At 36.3% G+C, this 17,934-nt stretch carries 17 protein-coding genes and 1 pseudogene; 3 read left to right on the top strand and 15 right to left on the bottom strand.

The features are described from left to right. Positions 1–52: 52 nt before the first annotated feature. The 4 genes from ACFPM4_RS04865 to ACFPM4_RS04850 all read right to left on the bottom strand — a co-directional run bounded on the left by ACFPM4_RS04865 (position 53) and on the right by ACFPM4_RS04850 (position 2,651). Positions 53–1,000: an acetylxylan esterase gene (locus ACFPM4_RS04865; protein ID WP_382348387.1), complete on the bottom strand. Its 948-nt coding sequence runs from the start codon at positions 998–1,000 to the stop codon at positions 53–55. A gap of 81 nt (positions 1,001–1,081) precedes the next feature. Then, positions 1,082–1,306: a hypothetical protein gene (locus ACFPM4_RS04860; RefSeq protein ID WP_144923755.1), complete on the bottom strand. Its 225-nt coding sequence runs from the start codon at positions 1,304–1,306 to the stop codon at positions 1,082–1,084. Between the two features lie 152 nt (positions 1,307–1,458). Continuing rightward, the gene (locus ACFPM4_RS04855; protein WP_382348384.1) at positions 1,459–1,644 is read right to left on the bottom strand and encodes a hypothetical protein; all 186 of its coding nucleotides are present in this window, start codon (positions 1,642–1,644) and stop codon (positions 1,459–1,461) included. A 137-nt stretch (positions 1,645–1,781) separates the two neighbouring features. Then, the gene (locus tag ACFPM4_RS04850; protein WP_382348381.1) at positions 1,782–2,651 is read right to left on the bottom strand and encodes a CAP domain-containing protein; all 870 of its coding nucleotides are present in this window, start codon (positions 2,649–2,651) and stop codon (positions 1,782–1,784) included. A gap of 349 nt (positions 2,652–3,000) precedes the next feature. On the opposite strand from ACFPM4_RS04850, the pseudogene ACFPM4_RS04845 reads away from it, so the two are divergent. Next, a pseudogene (locus ACFPM4_RS04845) lies at positions 3,001–4,338 on the top strand (ABC transporter substrate-binding protein). A 163-nt stretch (positions 4,339–4,501) separates the two neighbouring features. On the opposite strand, the gene ACFPM4_RS04840 reads toward ACFPM4_RS04845, so the two are convergent. The 8 genes from ACFPM4_RS04840 to ACFPM4_RS04805 form a co-directional block, all read right to left on the bottom strand. Then, positions 4,502–6,040 carry an AbgT family transporter gene (locus tag ACFPM4_RS04840; RefSeq protein WP_382348378.1) on the bottom strand — a complete coding sequence of 513 codons (1,539 nt, stop codon included), beginning with the start codon at positions 6,038–6,040 and terminating at the stop codon, positions 4,502–4,504. 273 nt (positions 6,041–6,313) lie between these two features. Continuing rightward, entirely contained in the window at positions 6,314–6,916 is a 603-nt protein-coding gene (locus ACFPM4_RS04835; RefSeq protein WP_382348375.1) for an alpha/beta hydrolase, read from the bottom strand. 26 nt (positions 6,917–6,942) lie between these two features. After that, the gene (locus ACFPM4_RS04830) at positions 6,943–7,929 is read right to left on the bottom strand and encodes a ring-cleaving dioxygenase (RefSeq protein WP_382348372.1); all 987 of its coding nucleotides are present in this window, start codon (positions 7,927–7,929) and stop codon (positions 6,943–6,945) included. Between the two features lie 20 nt (positions 7,930–7,949). Further along, positions 7,950–8,867: a ring-cleaving dioxygenase gene (locus tag ACFPM4_RS04825; RefSeq protein WP_382348369.1), complete on the bottom strand. Its 918-nt coding sequence runs from the start codon at positions 8,865–8,867 to the stop codon at positions 7,950–7,952. A gap of 23 nt (positions 8,868–8,890) precedes the next feature. Then, positions 8,891–9,499 (bottom strand): flavin reductase family protein, encoded by a 609-nt coding sequence (locus tag ACFPM4_RS04820; RefSeq protein WP_382348366.1) that lies wholly within the window; start codon positions 9,497–9,499, stop codon positions 8,891–8,893. Positions 9,500–9,510: 11 nt separating this feature from the next. After that, positions 9,511–10,446 (bottom strand): ring-cleaving dioxygenase, encoded by a 936-nt coding sequence (locus tag ACFPM4_RS04815; RefSeq protein ID WP_382348363.1) that lies wholly within the window; start codon positions 10,444–10,446, stop codon positions 9,511–9,513. A gap of 158 nt (positions 10,447–10,604) precedes the next feature. Further along, complete coding sequence (locus ACFPM4_RS04810; protein WP_382348360.1) at positions 10,605–11,063, bottom strand: MarR family winged helix-turn-helix transcriptional regulator; 459 nt, start codon at positions 11,061–11,063, stop codon at positions 10,605–10,607. A 338-nt stretch (positions 11,064–11,401) separates the two neighbouring features. After that, entirely contained in the window at positions 11,402–11,983 is a 582-nt protein-coding gene (locus ACFPM4_RS04805; RefSeq protein ID WP_382348356.1) for a TetR/AcrR family transcriptional regulator, read from the bottom strand. 181 nt (positions 11,984–12,164) lie between these two features. Between ACFPM4_RS04805 and ACFPM4_RS04800 the strand changes: the two genes are divergently transcribed. Continuing rightward, a complete protein-coding gene (locus ACFPM4_RS04800; protein ID WP_382348923.1) occupies positions 12,165–13,214 on the top strand; it encodes a 2,3-butanediol dehydrogenase in 1,050 nt (349 codons plus the stop codon). 65 nt (positions 13,215–13,279) lie between these two features. Here the strand turns inward: ACFPM4_RS04800 and ACFPM4_RS04795 are convergent, their stop codons facing one another. Then, positions 13,280–13,813, bottom strand: a complete 534-nt coding sequence (locus ACFPM4_RS04795; protein ID WP_144922535.1) for an STM3941 family protein — start codon at positions 13,811–13,813, stop codon at positions 13,280–13,282. Positions 13,814–14,078: 265 nt separating this feature from the next. On the opposite strand from ACFPM4_RS04795, the gene ACFPM4_RS04790 reads away from it, so the two are divergent. Beyond that, positions 14,079–14,516 carry a carboxymuconolactone decarboxylase family protein gene (locus tag ACFPM4_RS04790; protein ID WP_382348920.1) on the top strand — a complete coding sequence of 146 codons (438 nt, stop codon included), beginning with the start codon at positions 14,079–14,081 and terminating at the stop codon, positions 14,514–14,516. A 357-nt stretch (positions 14,517–14,873) separates the two neighbouring features. On the opposite strand, the gene ACFPM4_RS04785 is transcribed toward ACFPM4_RS04790, so the two are convergent. Together ACFPM4_RS04785 and ACFPM4_RS04780 are read right to left on the bottom strand one after the other, a co-directional pair. Beyond that, on the bottom strand, positions 14,874–16,385 hold the full coding sequence (locus tag ACFPM4_RS04785) for a tagaturonate reductase (protein ID WP_382348352.1): 1,512 nt from the start codon (positions 16,383–16,385) through the stop codon (positions 14,874–14,876). 33 nt (positions 16,386–16,418) lie between these two features. Further along, a complete protein-coding gene (locus ACFPM4_RS04780; protein WP_382348349.1) occupies positions 16,419–17,912 on the bottom strand; it encodes a UxaA family hydrolase in 1,494 nt (497 codons plus the stop codon). Positions 17,913–17,934 lie beyond the last annotated feature (22 nt).

Here is a 17,934-nt window from a genome sequence, read left to right as displayed (position 1 = left end):
AGCCACAGATGGTCATTATGATCATCATGTGGCTTTTTTCTGTAAAATTCATTTACAAGTTTTCATTTACATATTGAAGCATGTTATCTACATGTTCCACATGATGTACATGATGCTCAGAGAAAGGATATACAATCATTGATTTCTCCGACTTGATTTGATTATATACACCATATATTGATTTTGGTGGACAAATTGGATCTTTTAACCCTACTGAGACACGAACCTTGCATTTGATTTGCTCACATAAGTTCAGATTATCGAAATAAGAGAGCGTATTGAATACTCGCTCCACATGTTCTGGATGCCTATCTAGGAATCTATCAACAAATGTTAAGGAGCCTTCAAATTTCTCCCGGATGGCTAGCTCGATGTTACTCATATTAGGAACATCCGCTATTGCCAGTTTCGGGCGGTCATCAAGAGCAGCAACTGCTAATGTAATTCCCCCACCAAAACTCGCTCCAATAATAGCAATACGTTCCGAATCTACTTCTTCACGAGAACAAGCAAAGTCGATCGCTCTTACAGAGTCCATATATACTTTCCGATAATAATACTCTTCTTTATTTAAAATCCCCTTTGTCACCCAGCTACCCATTTCTTCTGTAGAATAGTTAGAATAATCCCCTGTCTCTCCATGTCCACGAGCATCTACAGCGATGACAGCATATCCTTGTATCGTCCATTTCATATAATCTGAAATCGACCCTTTATGGCCACCATACCCGTGGAAGAAAATGAGGCAAGGAATTTTTCCAACTATATTTTTTGGTAATATGTAATGTGCTTTAATAGGTGTTTCATCAAACCCATGGTAACTTAAATCGTATACGTCAATTTGCTTAATTGGATAATCTAGTTTTTGCAATTGTTCATTCAACGGTTTACTTCTTGCAAATTGAATTGTTTGTTCCCAGAAGTCCCAATGATCTGGTTGACGAGTAATATCTGCTTCATACGATTCTAAATCGCTTACTTTTTCATCCACAAATTTCATATATCCTTTCCTTTCTATGTCATTTACATTTTGTACCGTGCTTTGTAAAAAAGAAAGATTACTAGTCCAATAAACCATCCATTACTTTATTTTATATACATCTTCTTTGGAACTTTCTATTTGCATCCGTTCCAACTCTAGCTTCATTTTTTCCGTTTCTAACAAGTAGTTTTGCTGTTTAATCCGTTCTAGCTCCAATTGGTCTTGAATAAATTGCCCCTTTATTTGAGCACTTGAACGCATATGATCTGTTATAATAGCAATAATCGGAACGGAACATACCATTACACCAACAATCCACCACATAGAAATCACCTCTCATAGAGAATTTTAAACTTGTCTAAAATTTACATAACCTGGATAATATTAATTACGTATGCCAGTACATTAAGTTTCACATAAGCAGTGCTTTTTATAACGTACTAAGTGAAAACAGATTTCTCTAATTGTTAAACTCCTTACATGACAATAGCAGCTATGATAACTACGACAACAAAAACAGGAAACAATAAAACATAAATGATTGAAAGATTTGAAAAACTTTTTTCGTTACTATATTTATCCTCTAAAGATCTCCCAGCCTGTATTGTTAATAGAAGTGCAATAGCAGCGATAATTACCACTGCAATCAAAGCCAGCTTCAATACCCTCACCTATTTCATTGTATTTTAAAGATTATATACATATATTGTAATATATTCATAGTACATAAGATACAGTTCTTTTAAGAATCAAAGTGTCAGACATAGGTTTCTACTTTCCTCAAGTCTGACACTACTTTTTACTTTCTTAAGAACATTTGTGTTGCATAATGCCCGTCTTGCACATAACCAACGCCAATATGTGTGAACATTTCATTTAATATATTTGCTCTATGGCCAGGACTATTCATCCATCCATCTACTACACTTTTTGCCGTCGGGTATCCATAAGCTATATTTTCCCCTGCAGCAGTATAATGAATGCCAAAATCACTCATCATGTCAAAAGGAGATCCGTATGTTGGACTTGTGTGATCAAAATATCCGACAGTCTCCATATCTTTTGATTTATACCATGCTACTTTACTTAACTCGTTATCTATCTTCAGTTCTGGTAACCCATTTTTTACTCTTTCGATGTTTGTATATTTCACAACTTCTCGTTCATAAGCTACGATTCCTGAATAATTTGGTGTTTTCTTCTCAGGTTGCTTTGGCTGCTCGATCGTTTTTTCTTCTGTCTTTTGCTTACTTTCTTTTTTCGAGCTTTCTTGTGTTGCTATTTCCGTTTGTTTGCGTTTCTCTTCTTCCAAACGCAGCCTTTCTTCCTCTTTACGCTTCTCTTCTTCTAAACGTAATCTCTCTTCTTCTTTGCGCTTCTCTTCCTCTAGACGTAATCTTTCTTCCTCTTTCCGCTTTTCCTCTTCTAAGCGCAATCTTTCTTTTTCTTGTTCTATTCTTTCTTGTTCTTCCCTTATCTCTATGCGTTCGGAAATAAATTTAATATCATCTTGGATATCTATTGAAATATTATCTAAAGTCAACGTTTTACCACTAAAACTTACAACTTCCTTTTTATTAAAAGTAGATGACCTTTCTCCAATGAAAAATGCTCCTACGGCAGTAATAATAAAGAGCAAAGATATAACAATTCCCCATTTAAGTTTCAAAAAAACACACCTCTTTTAATTATGTTTCTATTTGGTTACTCTTCTATAAGATATCATCAAAATCGACATTATTCACCATATTTTTCACCGTTCATTGGAACTCACTATATATGACAATCCCCTTTGTATAACGATCAGAAATCACATATTAAGCAAAAGTAAAGATTGTAAAGATTTGGTTATTGTGGTTGTATGGTCAATTAAACTCGTAATATACTTAGCATTGTTAGCTTATCGAAACGTTTCGAAAAGGTGACTGAGTTATTCTGCAGAATCTCAACCTTGAAATCAACCCCAAATAGGAGTGATACTTTTGAAGAAATTATTGACGTATTTTGGTATTTTATCCATGATTTTTGTATTAGCAGCTTGTGGAAATGAATCAAGCGCAGAGAGTTCAGGGGATAACTCAAAAGGAAAAAAAGATGAAATTACATTAAGTTATGCAAACTGGAATCTTGGTACAGAAGAAGAGATGAACCAAGAACGCCGCATGATTGAAGCGTTTGAAGAAGAATATCCACATATCAACATTGAAATCGATGAGTCCATAACTGGTGACTGGAATACTGCTTTAGCAACGCAGGCAAGTGCAGGGGCTATGCCAGATGTGTTTATGTTAGCACAAGTTCCCCCGGCTGTTGCGAATGATTGGTTACTAGATTTGGATGAGTTAACAGCAAATGACGAAGATTATGCTGGAATATCTGAACCTGTTAGAGAGTCTGTTAGATTTGGTGGGAAAATCAAGGCGTTACCAGTTGCCCAATTAATGCTTGGATACTTTGTAAACAAAGATCTTTTTAACAATGCGAACTTGGACTATCCACAATACGGAATGACCATGGAAGAATTTTCGTCTGCTGTTAAAGAAATTACAAGTATTAATGATGGGGTCGTTGGGCTTAACAGTGCAAATTCTATCTTCGAATATTATGCTAGTGCTGTAAATGATGAGATGGGTTGGTTTACATATAATGATGGAACATAACAATTAGATAGTAAGGAATTTATTAATGGAATAAATTTTGCAAGTTCATTAGTAACAAACGGGAATGCTTATGAAAATTTAAGTGATGAGCAAAAAGCATATTTCTATGGGGAAAATGCTGGCGAGGTTTGGGCAAATGGTGGAATCGGTTTGAAATATGATGGTAGCTGGGCAATACCAGATATGCTACAAAATGCAAACTTTGAGTGGGACTTCATTGGTGTACCCGGTGAAAGACCTGTTGTTGGTAATGATTTTATGGGAATTTCAAAAACGACGAAACATCCAGAAGAAGCCTATACTTTCATCAAATGGATGTCATTTGGAAAAGAAGGATTTATGAAACGCATGGACATTGCCGAAGAAACTGGACAAGCAGTAAGTACACTACCTCTAACAAATAATACAGAAGTACTCGACAGATACTTCGAATTAGTTACAGTACCAGGATTACAAAAAGCATTTAAGGATATCGAAAATGCTGTCGTTACCATCACGAAATCTGTACCTGGATATACAGATGCCAGATGGAATGCACCGACTGGAGTGGCAATCGGTGATGAGCCAAATGCAAATGTTTCACTATTACTCACTAATGCATTAGAAGGTAATATTAAAATAGAAGATTATGCAAGCCAATTAGATAAATTGGCAGATGAGACATATATGGATCCAGCTGCAGATATTACTAACTAATTAGAATGTCCGTTATTCAGAAACTCTTCAAAAGAGAAAAGCCAAACTATCTTGAATCTAAATCAAGAAATAGTTTGGCTTTCATTTTCGATCTACAAGTTTTTAGAATCTTAGTTATCCACAATCCCAATTGGAATCATTTTTTCGTTTAATCCTTCAAAAGTTACAGTGAATAATGCAATGGGCCACCTGGTCCAAGTGGGAGACCAAGTAACATCCAAATTATAAGCATAATTGTCCAGGTGATAAGGAAGAACATAGAATATGGAACCATTGTAGAAATCAAGGTACCTATTCCCATTTTCTTATCGTATTTCTGTGCAAATGCGATAATAATCGCAAAATATGTCATCAATGGTGAAATAATATTAGTAGACGAATCAGCAATCCGATATGCCATTTGTGTTAGTTCTGGCGAATACCCAAGTCGCATCATGATTGGCACAAAGACTGGTGCCATCATCGCCCATTTCGCGGATGCACTTCCGATAAATAAGTTAATAAACGCTGTAATAAGAATAAACAAGATAATTAACGGAATACCCGTTAAGTTAACACTACCTAAAAATTCTGCTCCATACACACCTAGAACTAGGCCCATATTAGATTCATTAAAAAATGCCACAAACTGCCCGGCAGTGAATGCCAAAACAATAAATGTTCCCATCGAAGCCATCGTATCGGACATTTGTTTAGCAACATCTTTATCACTACGAATGGATTTCGTTACAATCCCATAAGCAAGACCAGGGATAAAGAATAAAATTGCGATAATTGGTACAAGTGACTTCATAAAAGGTGATTGAACGATTTGAGCCATTGTATCACCTTCCGTGCCGCGTAACGGTGCATCTGGAAGTATTACAAGTAATAATGCAAGTACTAATCCGACAACGGCTGAAATACCAGCCCATATAAGACCTTTCTTCTCAATTGCTTGGAGACCTTTTAATTCCTCTTTTTGATCTCCATTGTATGCACCAAGTCTAGGCTCTACAATTTTCTCCGTTACCCAAGCACCTACAAAAGTTAATACAAATACGGATACTGCGATAAATGCCCAGTTCATTGCGATGTTCATATTTTCTGCATATTGCGGGTCAATAATTGCAGCAGCTGCAATTGTCATCTCCCCTAACATCGCATCCGTACCAGATAATAATAGATTAGCACTAAATCCACCAGAAACTCCGGCAAACGCAGCAGCTAACCCAGCGAGTGGGTGTCTACCAAGTGCAGCAAAGATGAGTGCACCTAGTGGTGGTAATACAACATAGCCTGCATCTGAAGCAACACTAGACATAATACCAGCAAAAACTAAACCTAACGTAATAAATCTATTCGGAACGGAAAGTACAAATCCTCTTAACAAGGCACTAATTAGCCCTGTTCGTTCCGCTACACCTATACCTAACATCGTAATAAGCACAACACCTAATGGCGCAAAGCCTATGAAGTTAGTCGTCATGTTCGTAAAAATATACTGAATTCCTTCTGCACTTAGAAGGTTTTTGATTTCTACCATAGTCCCTTCTTGACCAGGGTGTTCTACACTAATACCAAGCGGTTGTAGCGCAGCTGAAAGTAGCAAAACCAAAAGTGCCAACATAGCAAATAACGTTGCTGGATGTGGCAGTTTATTCCCGACAACTTCTATCCGATCTAAGGACCTTAAAAATAGTCCTCTTTTTCTTTTTGCCATAAAATTATGAACCTCCTAAAATATTAATTATCACAATATCCATGCATACGGACTATACATACCTTTTGAAAAAGTTGGACAATTTCAAAAAGGAGATAATGAAATTATTCGACAATTTTCGGCAATAATTTTCGTGCCCGCCTCATGATAACAGGTTCTCCATGTCGTTTCAACCGTATATGAAATTATCATTATTAAAGAAATAATGAAAAAAATGAGCCAACTTAAGTAGTTTGGCTCATTTCCCAACAAAACTTTGGTTTATTTTTTAATTTATAGTTTCAAATACCATTCTCTTGCTGCTTCTACTTCCGTGAACGTTAATTGATGACCTCGATTTTCCCAATGAAGTTGGACATCTGCCCCCGCTCCTCTTAGCAATGAAGCAAGATCTTCTGATTCCTGCGCTGGACATATCGGATCGTTCGTACCAGCACCAATGAAGACTGCTCTACCAGATAGGTTCGGAAGTTCAATACCCCTTCTCGGTACCATCGGATGATGCAAAATAGCACCCTTTAAAGCATCCTCATAATGGAATAAAAGGCTAGCTGCAATATTAGCACCATTTGAATAACCGATCGAAATTATATTATTACGGTCAAATTCATACTTTTCAGCTGCCTCATCTAGAAAAGCATTTAGTTCTTTTGTACGAAAAACTAGGTCTTCTTCATCAAACACACCTTCAGCAAGGCGCTTGAAGAATCGTGGCATTCCATTTTCTAAAATATTTCCTCGTACACTTAGAACATTAGCTTTTGGATCAACTTTATCTGCTAAAGGTAGAAGGTCTTGTTCTGTACCTCCTGTACCATGCAATAATAATAGTGTTGGATTCGTTGCATCTTTTCCTTTTTTAAATATATGTTTCATCTTCCATTCATCCTCCTTTTGTCTAATTAATCTTCATATTCCTTCTCAAATTCTTTTGTACTTCTAACTGTATCTATTGGACGAACTAATCTTTCAATTTCATCTCTTTTTTCCTCAAAGTATGGTGGGAGTGATAATTTCTCACCTAGAGTTTCATACGGTTCATCTCCCATGAATCCAGGACCGTCTGTTGCTAGTTCAAATAGTACTCCTTGAGCAATCCTAGCATATAAAGAACCAAAGTAATAACGTTCTACAAATCCTGAATTTGGTAATCGGAATGATTGATAGCGTTCAACCCAGCTATCCAATTCAGCTCGATCTTCTACACGGAATGCCGCATGATGTATCGTTCCATATCCTTGGCGACCACTTGGAAGGACCGTATTATACTCGACAATAACACTAGCTCCATTTCCACCTTCACCTGTTTCAAATAAATGATTGGAACCTTCTTGATTCACTTCTCGGAACATGTAAACCTGTTCCAGCACCGCTTTAAAGTAATCAAAATTAGAAACACGTATAACGACAGGTCCAAGTCCAGTTATTGCAAATTCTAATGGGATAGGGCCTTTTTGCCATGGAATCCCTGAGGCAACTCCCTTATTAATTTCATCTGAAATCAATTGATATTGTTGGTCATCAAAATCAACAAATGGTAGTACCTTCTTACCAAATTGCTCTTGAATCCCTTTGTGCTTTACTTTCAGACGATCAAAACGTTTTACCCAATACTCTAACGCTTTATCATCTGGAACACGGAATGATGTTTTATAAATCTCATCTGTACCATGTACTCCCTTTGGAATACCAGGAAAATCAAAGAACGTCATATCTGTTCCCGGACCACCTACATCATCTGCAAAAAACAAATGGTATGTTTGGATATCATCTTGGTTAACTGTTTTCTTTACTAAACGTACCCCTAATACATACGTAAAAAAATCATAAACCTTTTCGGCACTACTTGTAATTGCTGTAATATGGTGTACACCTTTAAGTTGATTCATTTAATTGTCCTCCAGTATTTTTATAATTGTGGTAGTATTTTCTCGAATTCCTGTCGTTTTCCCTCTAGCCAACTAGGTAACATTAACCTTGTACCTAGTTCCTTTATATTCTCATCGACCGTAAACCCTGGCGAATCTGTTGCAATTTCAAAGAGGATCTCTCCATCTTCTTTAAAATACAATGCTTTAAAATAATTGCGATCCTTTATTTCTGTAGGCTCATATCCTTTTGCCTGAAGCAACTCTTTCCATTGCTGTAGCTCCACTTCATTCTTCGCTCGCCATGCGATATGATGAACAGTTCCAGCGCCGGCTAATCCTCTAACAGAGTGTGATAGTTTAATATCAATCGTGTTCCCTAATGAAGCAGAAGTTTTAAAACGAACATATTCACCATCTACACCTTCGAGATCCATCCCTAATACATGTTGTAGCACAACTTTCGTCTTATCAGGATGTATAGAATAAAGAACCGCTCCAGCAAATCCTCTTATTGCATATTCGGAAGGTATTTCTTCCGAGCGTGGGTTGCCATCATACTCCACATCACGCTCAACAAGTTCTATTTCCAATCCATCTGGATCTTTTAACTGGATATATGTTTCATTAAACCGATTAGCTTTTGTAGTTGGAATATTCTTAGCTTGTAACCGCCTCTCCCAAAAATCACTTGAATTTGGAGGAATAATATAGCTTGTAACACCAACCTGCTTTGTACCAATTCGTCCTTTTGCAAGGTTCTTCCATGGGAAGAAAGTAATGATTGTACCAGGGTCTGCCTGTTTATTTCCAAAGTATAAATGGTACACTTCTGGTCGATCAAAATTTACCGTTTTCTTCACAAGCTTTAGTCCTAAAACATTTGAATAAAACTCAACATTTATATGAGGATCATTTACGATTGCTGTAAGATGATGAATTCCTGATGTTTGTAACATCTTTATCTTCCCTTCATCACTAATTAATTTGGTCGATCCAAGGAAAATACATTTCCAATTTTGGCATAGTCGGCACCTGCTAGACGACTAACTGCTGCAAGTTCCTTTTGAATAATTCTGCCTTCATCATAGATTTGTTCATCTATATGAAATCTAACAATCTTGCCGATAATAAGATCCGCTCCGATTGCACCATCTTCTCCAAGTTCGATAGAATTCTCTAGTACACATTCCATCCGCACCTTCGATTCTGCAACACCTGGAACAGACACTACTTCACTCGGAATAATTTTTAACTTAGCCGCTTCTATTTCACTTTGCGTTGGAGGCAAAGATGCTGCTGTTTCATTTATCTTCTCTACATTATTCTCATCAACGATATGAACAACAAACTCTTTCTTCTCCAATATATTTCTCGCAGTATCTTTTAACTGACCATTCTTTCTCTGAATGGCAATCGAGAGCATAGGCGGGTTAGATGATACGATATTAAAATAACTATATGGCGCACCATTTACGGTTCCATCTGCTGCTTCACTTGTAACAAAAGCAATTGGTCTAGGAATGATACTTCCTATTAGTAATTTATAATTTTCTCGTTCTGTATTATCTTTCGGATTAAAGGATAACAATGGTATCCCTCCTACTCTAGTTCTCTAACGTTAATTGGAATTAACTTATGTTGAAGTCTTTCACGAAACTTTTCATACTGTGATGGTAATTTTAACTCAGTCCCCATTGTTTCATAAGACTCATCATGTGCAAATCCTGGGGGATCTGTAGCAATTTCAAATAGAATTTCTCCATGTTCACGGAAATATATCGCATTAAAGTAATTGCGGTCTCTTACCGTTGTTACACCATATCCGTTATTTCCAACGAATTGTTGCCAATCTAATTGATCTTCATCATCCTTTGCTCGCCATGCGATGTGATGAACGGTGCCAACGCCCATTTCTCCACGTTCTACTGGCGTTTGGATAACATCAATTATATTTCCAATATTTCCATAAGATTGGAAGCGGATGAGTTCACCCTCTGCCCCAACCTTTTCCAACCCCATAATATCTTGCAATGTTTGTATCGTTTCGGCTGGATTAACAGAGTATAGGATGGCACCACCAAATCCTTTAATTGCTACACTAGGGGTAACATCACCAAACGTCCAGTTATTCGTCTCCCCTTCTGCTCGTTCCACTAATTCCAACTGTAGCCCATGAAAATCTTCAAATTGAAGATATGCTTCTCCAAATCGTTCTGACCTTGTAAACTTAATATTAAATTTAGCTAATCTTTTTTCCCAAAAAGACATTGCACCAGTAGGAATAGCATACGTCGTAACCCCTACTTGCCCGCCACCAATCTTACCTTGATATGCGTTTGCCCAAGGGAAGAATGTAATAATCGTTCCTGGCTTCCCACCGTTATCTCCAAAATAAAGGTGATACGTACCAGGATCATCAAAGTTAACAGTTTTCTTTACTAATCGTAATCCTAAGATTCCAGCATAAAAATCAACATTTTCCTGTGGATGACCAACGATTGCGGTAATATGGTGTATTCCTTCTGTTTTCTTCATTTACATGCACTCCTTTTTCGGTAGTATTTGTTCATTTCGGCATTCTAAGCCCCATTACTATGAAGTGAAATATCTTTAATTAGAGATATTGGATATTTTTAAAACCAATTTTAATTAATTGGTTAGCGGTTCTTGTATTTTAGTTTTAAAGATATTCCTTAACGAATGTTATTACTTTCTGCGTAATAGCCTAGTTTTTTCAATTGCTGAATCATATTCTCTTTTTCTTTCGTGTTTAAACCAGCAAGGATTTCTTGTATAGCGATTTTATGTTTCGGGAACATCTCTTCCATTAATGCAATCCCTTTTTCAGTAATAGCTGCAAAAATAACTCGTCGATCATCTGGATTAGGTTTTCTCACTAATAGTTGTTTCTTCTCTAATTTATCTACTACATACGTAATGCTACTACTAGCGATTAAGACTTTTTCTCCTATTTTTTGAATCGGTTGTTCCCCTTTATGATAAATCAATTCTAGAACTGCAAACTCCGTAGGATTTAATCCTAAACATTTAATATCTTCTTCTGCACGCTTTTTTATAGATTGTAGCGTACGAGTTAACACTACAAATAACTTAAGGGATAGTTCCTCTTCTTGAGCGGTTGATTGGGTCATGTATATCCCCCTTATTTAATATCTCAGTTTCGAGATAATTATATAACGCATTTCTTTCTTTGTCAAATTGTTTTTGCTAAATGGTATTAAACAAATCAAAAGTGACTGGTATAAAATTTAAGCTCTGTTAAACTCTGTTGTTGATTTTCGCTCCTGTACACTCGCTTTCCGCGGGCACGGCCTCAGCTATTCCCGCAGGAGTCTCGTGTACATCCGCTACAATCAACTAAGTTGTTAACAACAATGAACTTTAACAGTAAAAACTTCATGCAAAAGATCTTATAGAAAGTAATAGTTTGGATATTAATATGATCTATATTCTTTTTTCCCAGAATCCTTTAACTTTTTAATTGTAAGCTTGTTATTTGTGTATTGGAGAGCAGTGTTAGTTGATCCATCATGTATTCTTTACTATACTTGGAATTTGAAATAATCCAATATTGGATAAGCCCTAGCGTTGCTTTTGTTTGATAATGGATAAAGATATCATAGTTTAAGTTGTCCTTAGGCGATTTTGTTTCTATATAGATCCTTTCGGTAAAGATATGATGAAACAATTGCTCAAATCTCTTCATAAAATCATCATGACTCTTAGATAAAGCCTGCAAAGCTTCCATATTCTCTTCTATATATTGAAAGATAACTTCAGTCGTTGGTGTGAGTTTATTTATGTTTATCGTACTGTGATGTTGAAAGGCAGTAATAATAGCATCTTCAAGACCAGTAAGAAGGTCATATAACATTTCTTCAATAAAATCTTCCTTATTTGTAAAGTGCATATAAAATGTAGCTCGATTAATATCCGCTTCATCCGTGATCATCGATACAGAAATTTCATCTTCTTGATACAACTTACATAACCTGAGGTAGGCAGCTTGCAATGCTTTTCTTGTTCTTCGTACTCTTCTATCCTGCTTCATCAAACATTCTCCTTTAGCAATACTCGACAATTCTATTATAACTGTTGTTTAAACATCAGTTACTATTTTTGTGTTTACTCGATTTTCAACACTTAGCGATATAATAAAGATGTAGTAAAACTTCTTTATTCATGTGAAATATTTCACAATATTGATAGGAGGAATTCATATGGCAGAAAAAATGAAAGCAGCTGTACTGTATGGAAATAAGGATGTGCGTGTAGAGGAGCGCGCTGTAAAAGCTGTCGGGGAAAATGATGTAAAGGTTAAAGTTAGTTGGACCGGCATATGTGGAACAGACTTACATGAATATGAAATTGGACCTTTACTTGTTCAAGTTGATCAGCCACACCCTTTAACAGGAGAAATGGCTCCGCTTGTATTAGGCCATGAATTTTCAGGAGTTGTAGAAGAAGTTGGTAGCAATGTACAGAAATTCAAAAAAGGCGATCGAGTTGTAGTGAATCCTGTTGTTACTTCAGGTAAGCATTCTCCAGAAATAGACCGTTATTATGAGTTTTACTCCGCAGGGCTTCATACAGATGGTTCATTTGCAGAATATTTCGTTGCGAATGAAGGTAATGTTGTTCCAATTCCTGATGACTTATCATTAGAAAAAGCAGCACTCGTTGAACCTCTTTCCGTAGCTGCTCAAGCTGTAAAGGATGCTGAAGTAAAAGAAGGCGATACTGTAGCTGTTTTTGGAGTGGGACCAATTGGCCTATTTGCAATAGTAGCAGCTAAAGCAGCAGGTGCAAAAAATATTCTTGCATTCGATTTGTCAGATGAGCGATTATCTAAGGCAAAAGAAGTAGGAGCAACAGAAGTGTTAAACACAAAAGACAACGATGCCGTTGCTTTTATTAAAGAAAAATATCCTACTGGTGTCGACGCTTCTCTCGAGGTTGCTGGTGTTAAAGCAACATTTGATGCTGCAATTAGTTCTACAAAACCGAAAGGCAATGTAGTAGTCGTAGCTATTCATGCGAAAGATTTTGAGTTCAACCCAATTACATTAATGACTTCTGGAGTGAAATTATCATCATCACTCGGATATGAACATGAAACATTTAAAAAATCAATTGACATTCTTCGAGATAAAAATACGAACGTAGAACCAATACTTACAAAGAAAATCAACTTACAAGACGTAGTAGAAGAAGGATTCCATGCTTTATCTAATGACCTTTCACAAGCAAAAATCCTCATTGAAATTGGTGGAGAAAAATAAGCTTCGTATACAAAGACAGCCGCATGAGTTCCTCTACTCAGCGGCTTTTTCTACTAGATTATTCATCATTGTCCGACAGTCGTATTATTCTGTATTGCTGCTTCCCACCGCTCACTAATCGCATTCATTAAATCATCCATGGAGCAGTTTAACAGTTTCACAGGAATGTTCACTTGTGATGGCAACAGCCCTGTATTCATTCGATTTAACATTTTCTTAAAACCACTTGAACGGTCAATTATTAGATCTGGGTCAAATGTGAAAATCCCTAAGTAATCTTGACCTGAAAAACTTATTAAATCAATTCCCTCAATCTCTTCCCATCTAACAAGACCTGCTCTTATATAACTAGATTGGTCTATAATTCCTTCCTTCGTCACAATTACAGCCGGCTCTGGTTTCATGAGCACTTTAATATAGTACAACATGCAAAGACCAAAAAAGATAACTGTTATTGCTCCAATTACTTTCGGTATAACCGTGTCTCCATCAAATTGAACGAACAGAAACACTAAGCCTATCAGGACAAAAACAAGACTTAAAAATGCCAACATCACCATTCTACCCATCTTCGGTTTTACAATAAAATCATTATCCATGTTATTTCCCCCTAAGTATAAAGAAAAAAATCCATGTTCACCTTACCAATTTTCACAGAAAAGATAAATCCACAAAAAGGCCTATGGAGTACTGTCTTCCATATTGGTAGCATTTATTATTAGTACAGATGTCACACATCAAAGATGAATAATCAATAACACCTCAAAATATACTCGGAATAATTATCGTTTTTAAATGAGAAGAGGGATGGATATGGCAGATCTTATTAGTAAGGGTAAGGTAAAAGCAGCAAGTATGATGAAAATGAATAATAGAATGAATTACTTCAAGGTTGCACCTAGTGCATTGGAAAAAGTAATGGAATTGGAAAAATACACGAATAGTACAGCGATAGATAAAAAGTTAATGGAACTTATTAAAATACGAGTTTCTCAGATTAATGGTTGTTCCTATTGCTTGAACATGCATACAAAAACAGCTAGAAAATTAAAAGTACCAGAGGAACAGATTGAGCAATTAGATAAATGGAAAGAAGCGGACATATTTACACCATCCGAAAGAGTGGCAATTGAATTGTCAGAAAGCGTTACGCTCATTGCAGACAATGGTGTAAATGATGATTTATATGAACGCGTAAGAAAACATTACGATGAAAAAGAATATGTAGACTTAATTATGATTATTAATCAAATTAACATTTGGAATAGAATCTCTATTTCGATGGGAAACCAAGGGACATGATAAATAATGAGTTGAAGAGGATGGGACATAACTAATTGGACTGAATATAAATACGAACTATGCTTTTTCTAGCGCTGCGGAAATACACTTCGCTTTCCGTGGGCGGTTCGGAAGCCTCCTCGGCGCTGAACGCACCTGCGGGGTCTTCCGGCTACCGTACATCCCACAGGAGTCTACGTGTATTTCCTCCGCTAATATCTTTAAATTCGTATAATAGGCAGTCCCATTTTGTTTGAACATTACATCTAAATGAAAATTATACCGAACTATCGTATTTTTAAAATGATGGCTCGGTTTATATCTCCTATATATTCATTTGTACAAGTCGTTTGGTTACTTGCATTCCTTTGATCTTCTTTATTTTAGATAATTTCTTACGGTCATTCTCATTCCGTTTGCCATTATTTCTTGTACATAAAAAGTGATTGTCTCTACAAGATCTTGAATCTTGTTTAAATCTTCTCCCCATATTTCTTCTTCTGCGAGGATTGTTACCACGAAATCTCTTACTGTTTTTTGATGATGAGCTACCTTCTCCCATTCTTGCAAGAATAGCTTTAATACTTTTTCATCTTCCTGAATTTTATATTCTTGACCATCTCGATTTCCGATTAAGTATTGTTCTTCTACACGAATTGGTCGATAGTAATGTAACAGTGCAGCAAATGAAAAACATATCCCGCTTGGAAGACTACCTTGTTGTTCTAAATAACGGTGAATAACAGGTAATAACCTTGTTTTAAATTTATTAATGGAATTTAATCCAATATCCGTTAAGTAATGTTTCGTAAATGGATTCAAAAATCGTTCTTTTACGTTTTTCGCAAATTCGTTTTTTTCTTCTTCTGACCCGTCCACAACAGGAAGGATTTCGGTAAAGCCACGTTCTACAAAAGCAAGTAATTCTTCGTCCTGCATTACCTCTTGTACTGTATCAACACCAGCTAAATAGCCTACTGCAAACATTAACGTATGAGGACCGTTTAAAAGTCTAACCTTAATTTCTCGATATGGTGTAATATCTCCCCATTTCACATTGATACCAGCCTTGTCCAAAGGTAACTTTTCGCGAACAATCTCATCCGCATCAATTGCAAACAAATGGTACGGTTCACCAATAGTAAGGAAATTATCCTTATATCCTAATAATTGATGAAAATATTCCAAATCGTCTTTTGGGAATCCAGTTACAATACGGTCTACTAGTGTGTGACAAAAATAATTATGTTTCTCCACCCATTCTGCGAATTCACTCGGCAACTTCCAATCGGCTATTTTTTGACGGACGATTTCCATCAACTTTTGCCCATTATCCTCCACTAATTCACATGGAACAATAATTAACCCTTTATTATCGCTCCCATTAAATGTAGAGAAACGGTGATATAAAAAAGCAGTTAGTTTACCAGGATACGAGCTTGGTGGTTCCCCGATGTTAAAATCTTCCTTTACATAGGCAATACCTGCTTCCGTTGTATTAGAAAAAACAAATTCTAGTTCCTCTGACTCTGCAACTTTTAGCACTTCATCCCATTCATTTATAGCATTTAATCCTCGTGAGATAGACGTAATAATTTCATGTTTATCAACCACACTATTTTGTTGAATCCCCCTTAAAATCAGGGTGTAAAGGCCGTCTTGTTCGTTTAATAATGGAATGGTTGGTCCTTGTGAACGTGGTTGAACGACAACAACTTTTCCATTAAACAATCCTTGTTTATTCATCTCGTCGATCATCCAGTCAATGTATCCACGCATGAAGTTACCTTGACCAAATTGAATTACCTTCTCAGGTAAATCCTTTACGACAGAATCATTCACTTCTTGAATAAGCTCATTATTTAGCAACGAATTATTAAGAATCTGCACAAGTTTCACTCCTAGAATTCTTCTACTATTCTCTTACAAAATAACACCATCTTTGAAAATAGAAATCTCCTTAAATCCGAATTTTTCATTATTCGTTTTGACTTCTCCTGATGCAAGCTTTAACAAATAATCAAAGAATTCCTTTGTTAATTCTGCTTTGTCCTGACCTTCTACTAATGAACCTGCATTAAAATCAATCCAATTTTTCTTTTTATGATATAGGTCTGAATTAGTCGATATTTTCACGGTAGGTACTGGACCGCCAAATGGTGTACCTCTTCCTGTAGTAAATAGAACGATTTGGGCACCTGCTGCAGCTAAGGCTGTGACAGAAATCAAATCATTTCCTGGACCTTGCAATAAACTTAAGCCAGATTTATTTATTCTCGATCCATACGGGAGGACATCTACTACCGGAGCATTTCCTCCTTTTTGCACATTCCCGAGCGACTTTTCCTCGAGTGTAGTGATACCGCCATCTTTGTTTCCTGGGGAAGGATTTTCATAGACGTTCTGTCCATGACGAATATAATATTCTTTAAAATCATTTATTAAATGGACGATTTTATGAAATGTTTCTTCATCCTGCGCCCTGTCCATTAGAATTTGTTCCGCACCAAATAATTCCGGCGTTTCCGTCAATATCGTCGATCCTCCATGGGCAATCAACATATCGGAAAAAGATCCTAACAATGGGTTCCCGGTAATTCCTGAATAACCGTCAGATCCACCACACTTTAAGCCAATTTTCAGCTTCGATACGGGAACTGGTTGACGCTTGAATGTTGTTGCATAATCTACTAACTCTTCAATTAGGACCATAGAGTCTTCAATTTCATCATCAACTGCTTGAACTTCTAAAAACTTTACTCGTTTTTCATTGTAATCCCCGATTACTTTTTTAAATTCTTCAATATAGTTATTTTCACAGCCTAGCCCTAATACTAATATCCCAGCTGCATTGGGATGATGCACTAAATTACTTAATATCTTTTGTGTATGATAGAGATCATCACCTAGCTGTGAGCATCCAAATAAGTGTGGATAGTGGTATACACCATCTAAATTTTCATCCTTAAATTGTTCATTTGCTAATTTTGCAATGATTTCACATGTTTTATTAATGCAACCTACTGTATTAATAATCCAAATTTCATTACGAATCCCCACGTCACCATTTTCACGTACATAACCGTTAAATGTTAGATTAGAAGAAACTTCCTCTATACTTTCTAAGCTTGGTTGATACGTATATTGTAATGTTCCCTCTAAATTAGTCTGCACATTATGGGTATGAACCCATTCTCCAACCTGAATAGACTTTTTTGCATGGCCAATCGGATATCCATACTTCACAACATGTTGGAGCTCTGGCATTGGTTGTATTGCAATTTTATGCCCTTTAGGTATATCCTCTATGATTTCAATTTCGTTATCTTGTAATGAGAGAATATCTCCCTTTCGAAAGTGCTTAAGAGCAATTGCTACATTATCGTTTTCATTTAAGATAAGATGTGTTGATTGCATTTCATTACCCCCTCTTTCTTAC

Origin of the sequence: Lederbergia graminis (assembly GCF_042655485.1) — a bacterium.
Lineage (GTDB): Bacteria > Bacillota > Bacilli > Bacillales > Bacillaceae_C > Lederbergia > Lederbergia graminis.
Note: the sequence above shows the minus strand (reverse complement) of the source record. Positions and strands in the feature narration are given on the sequence as shown.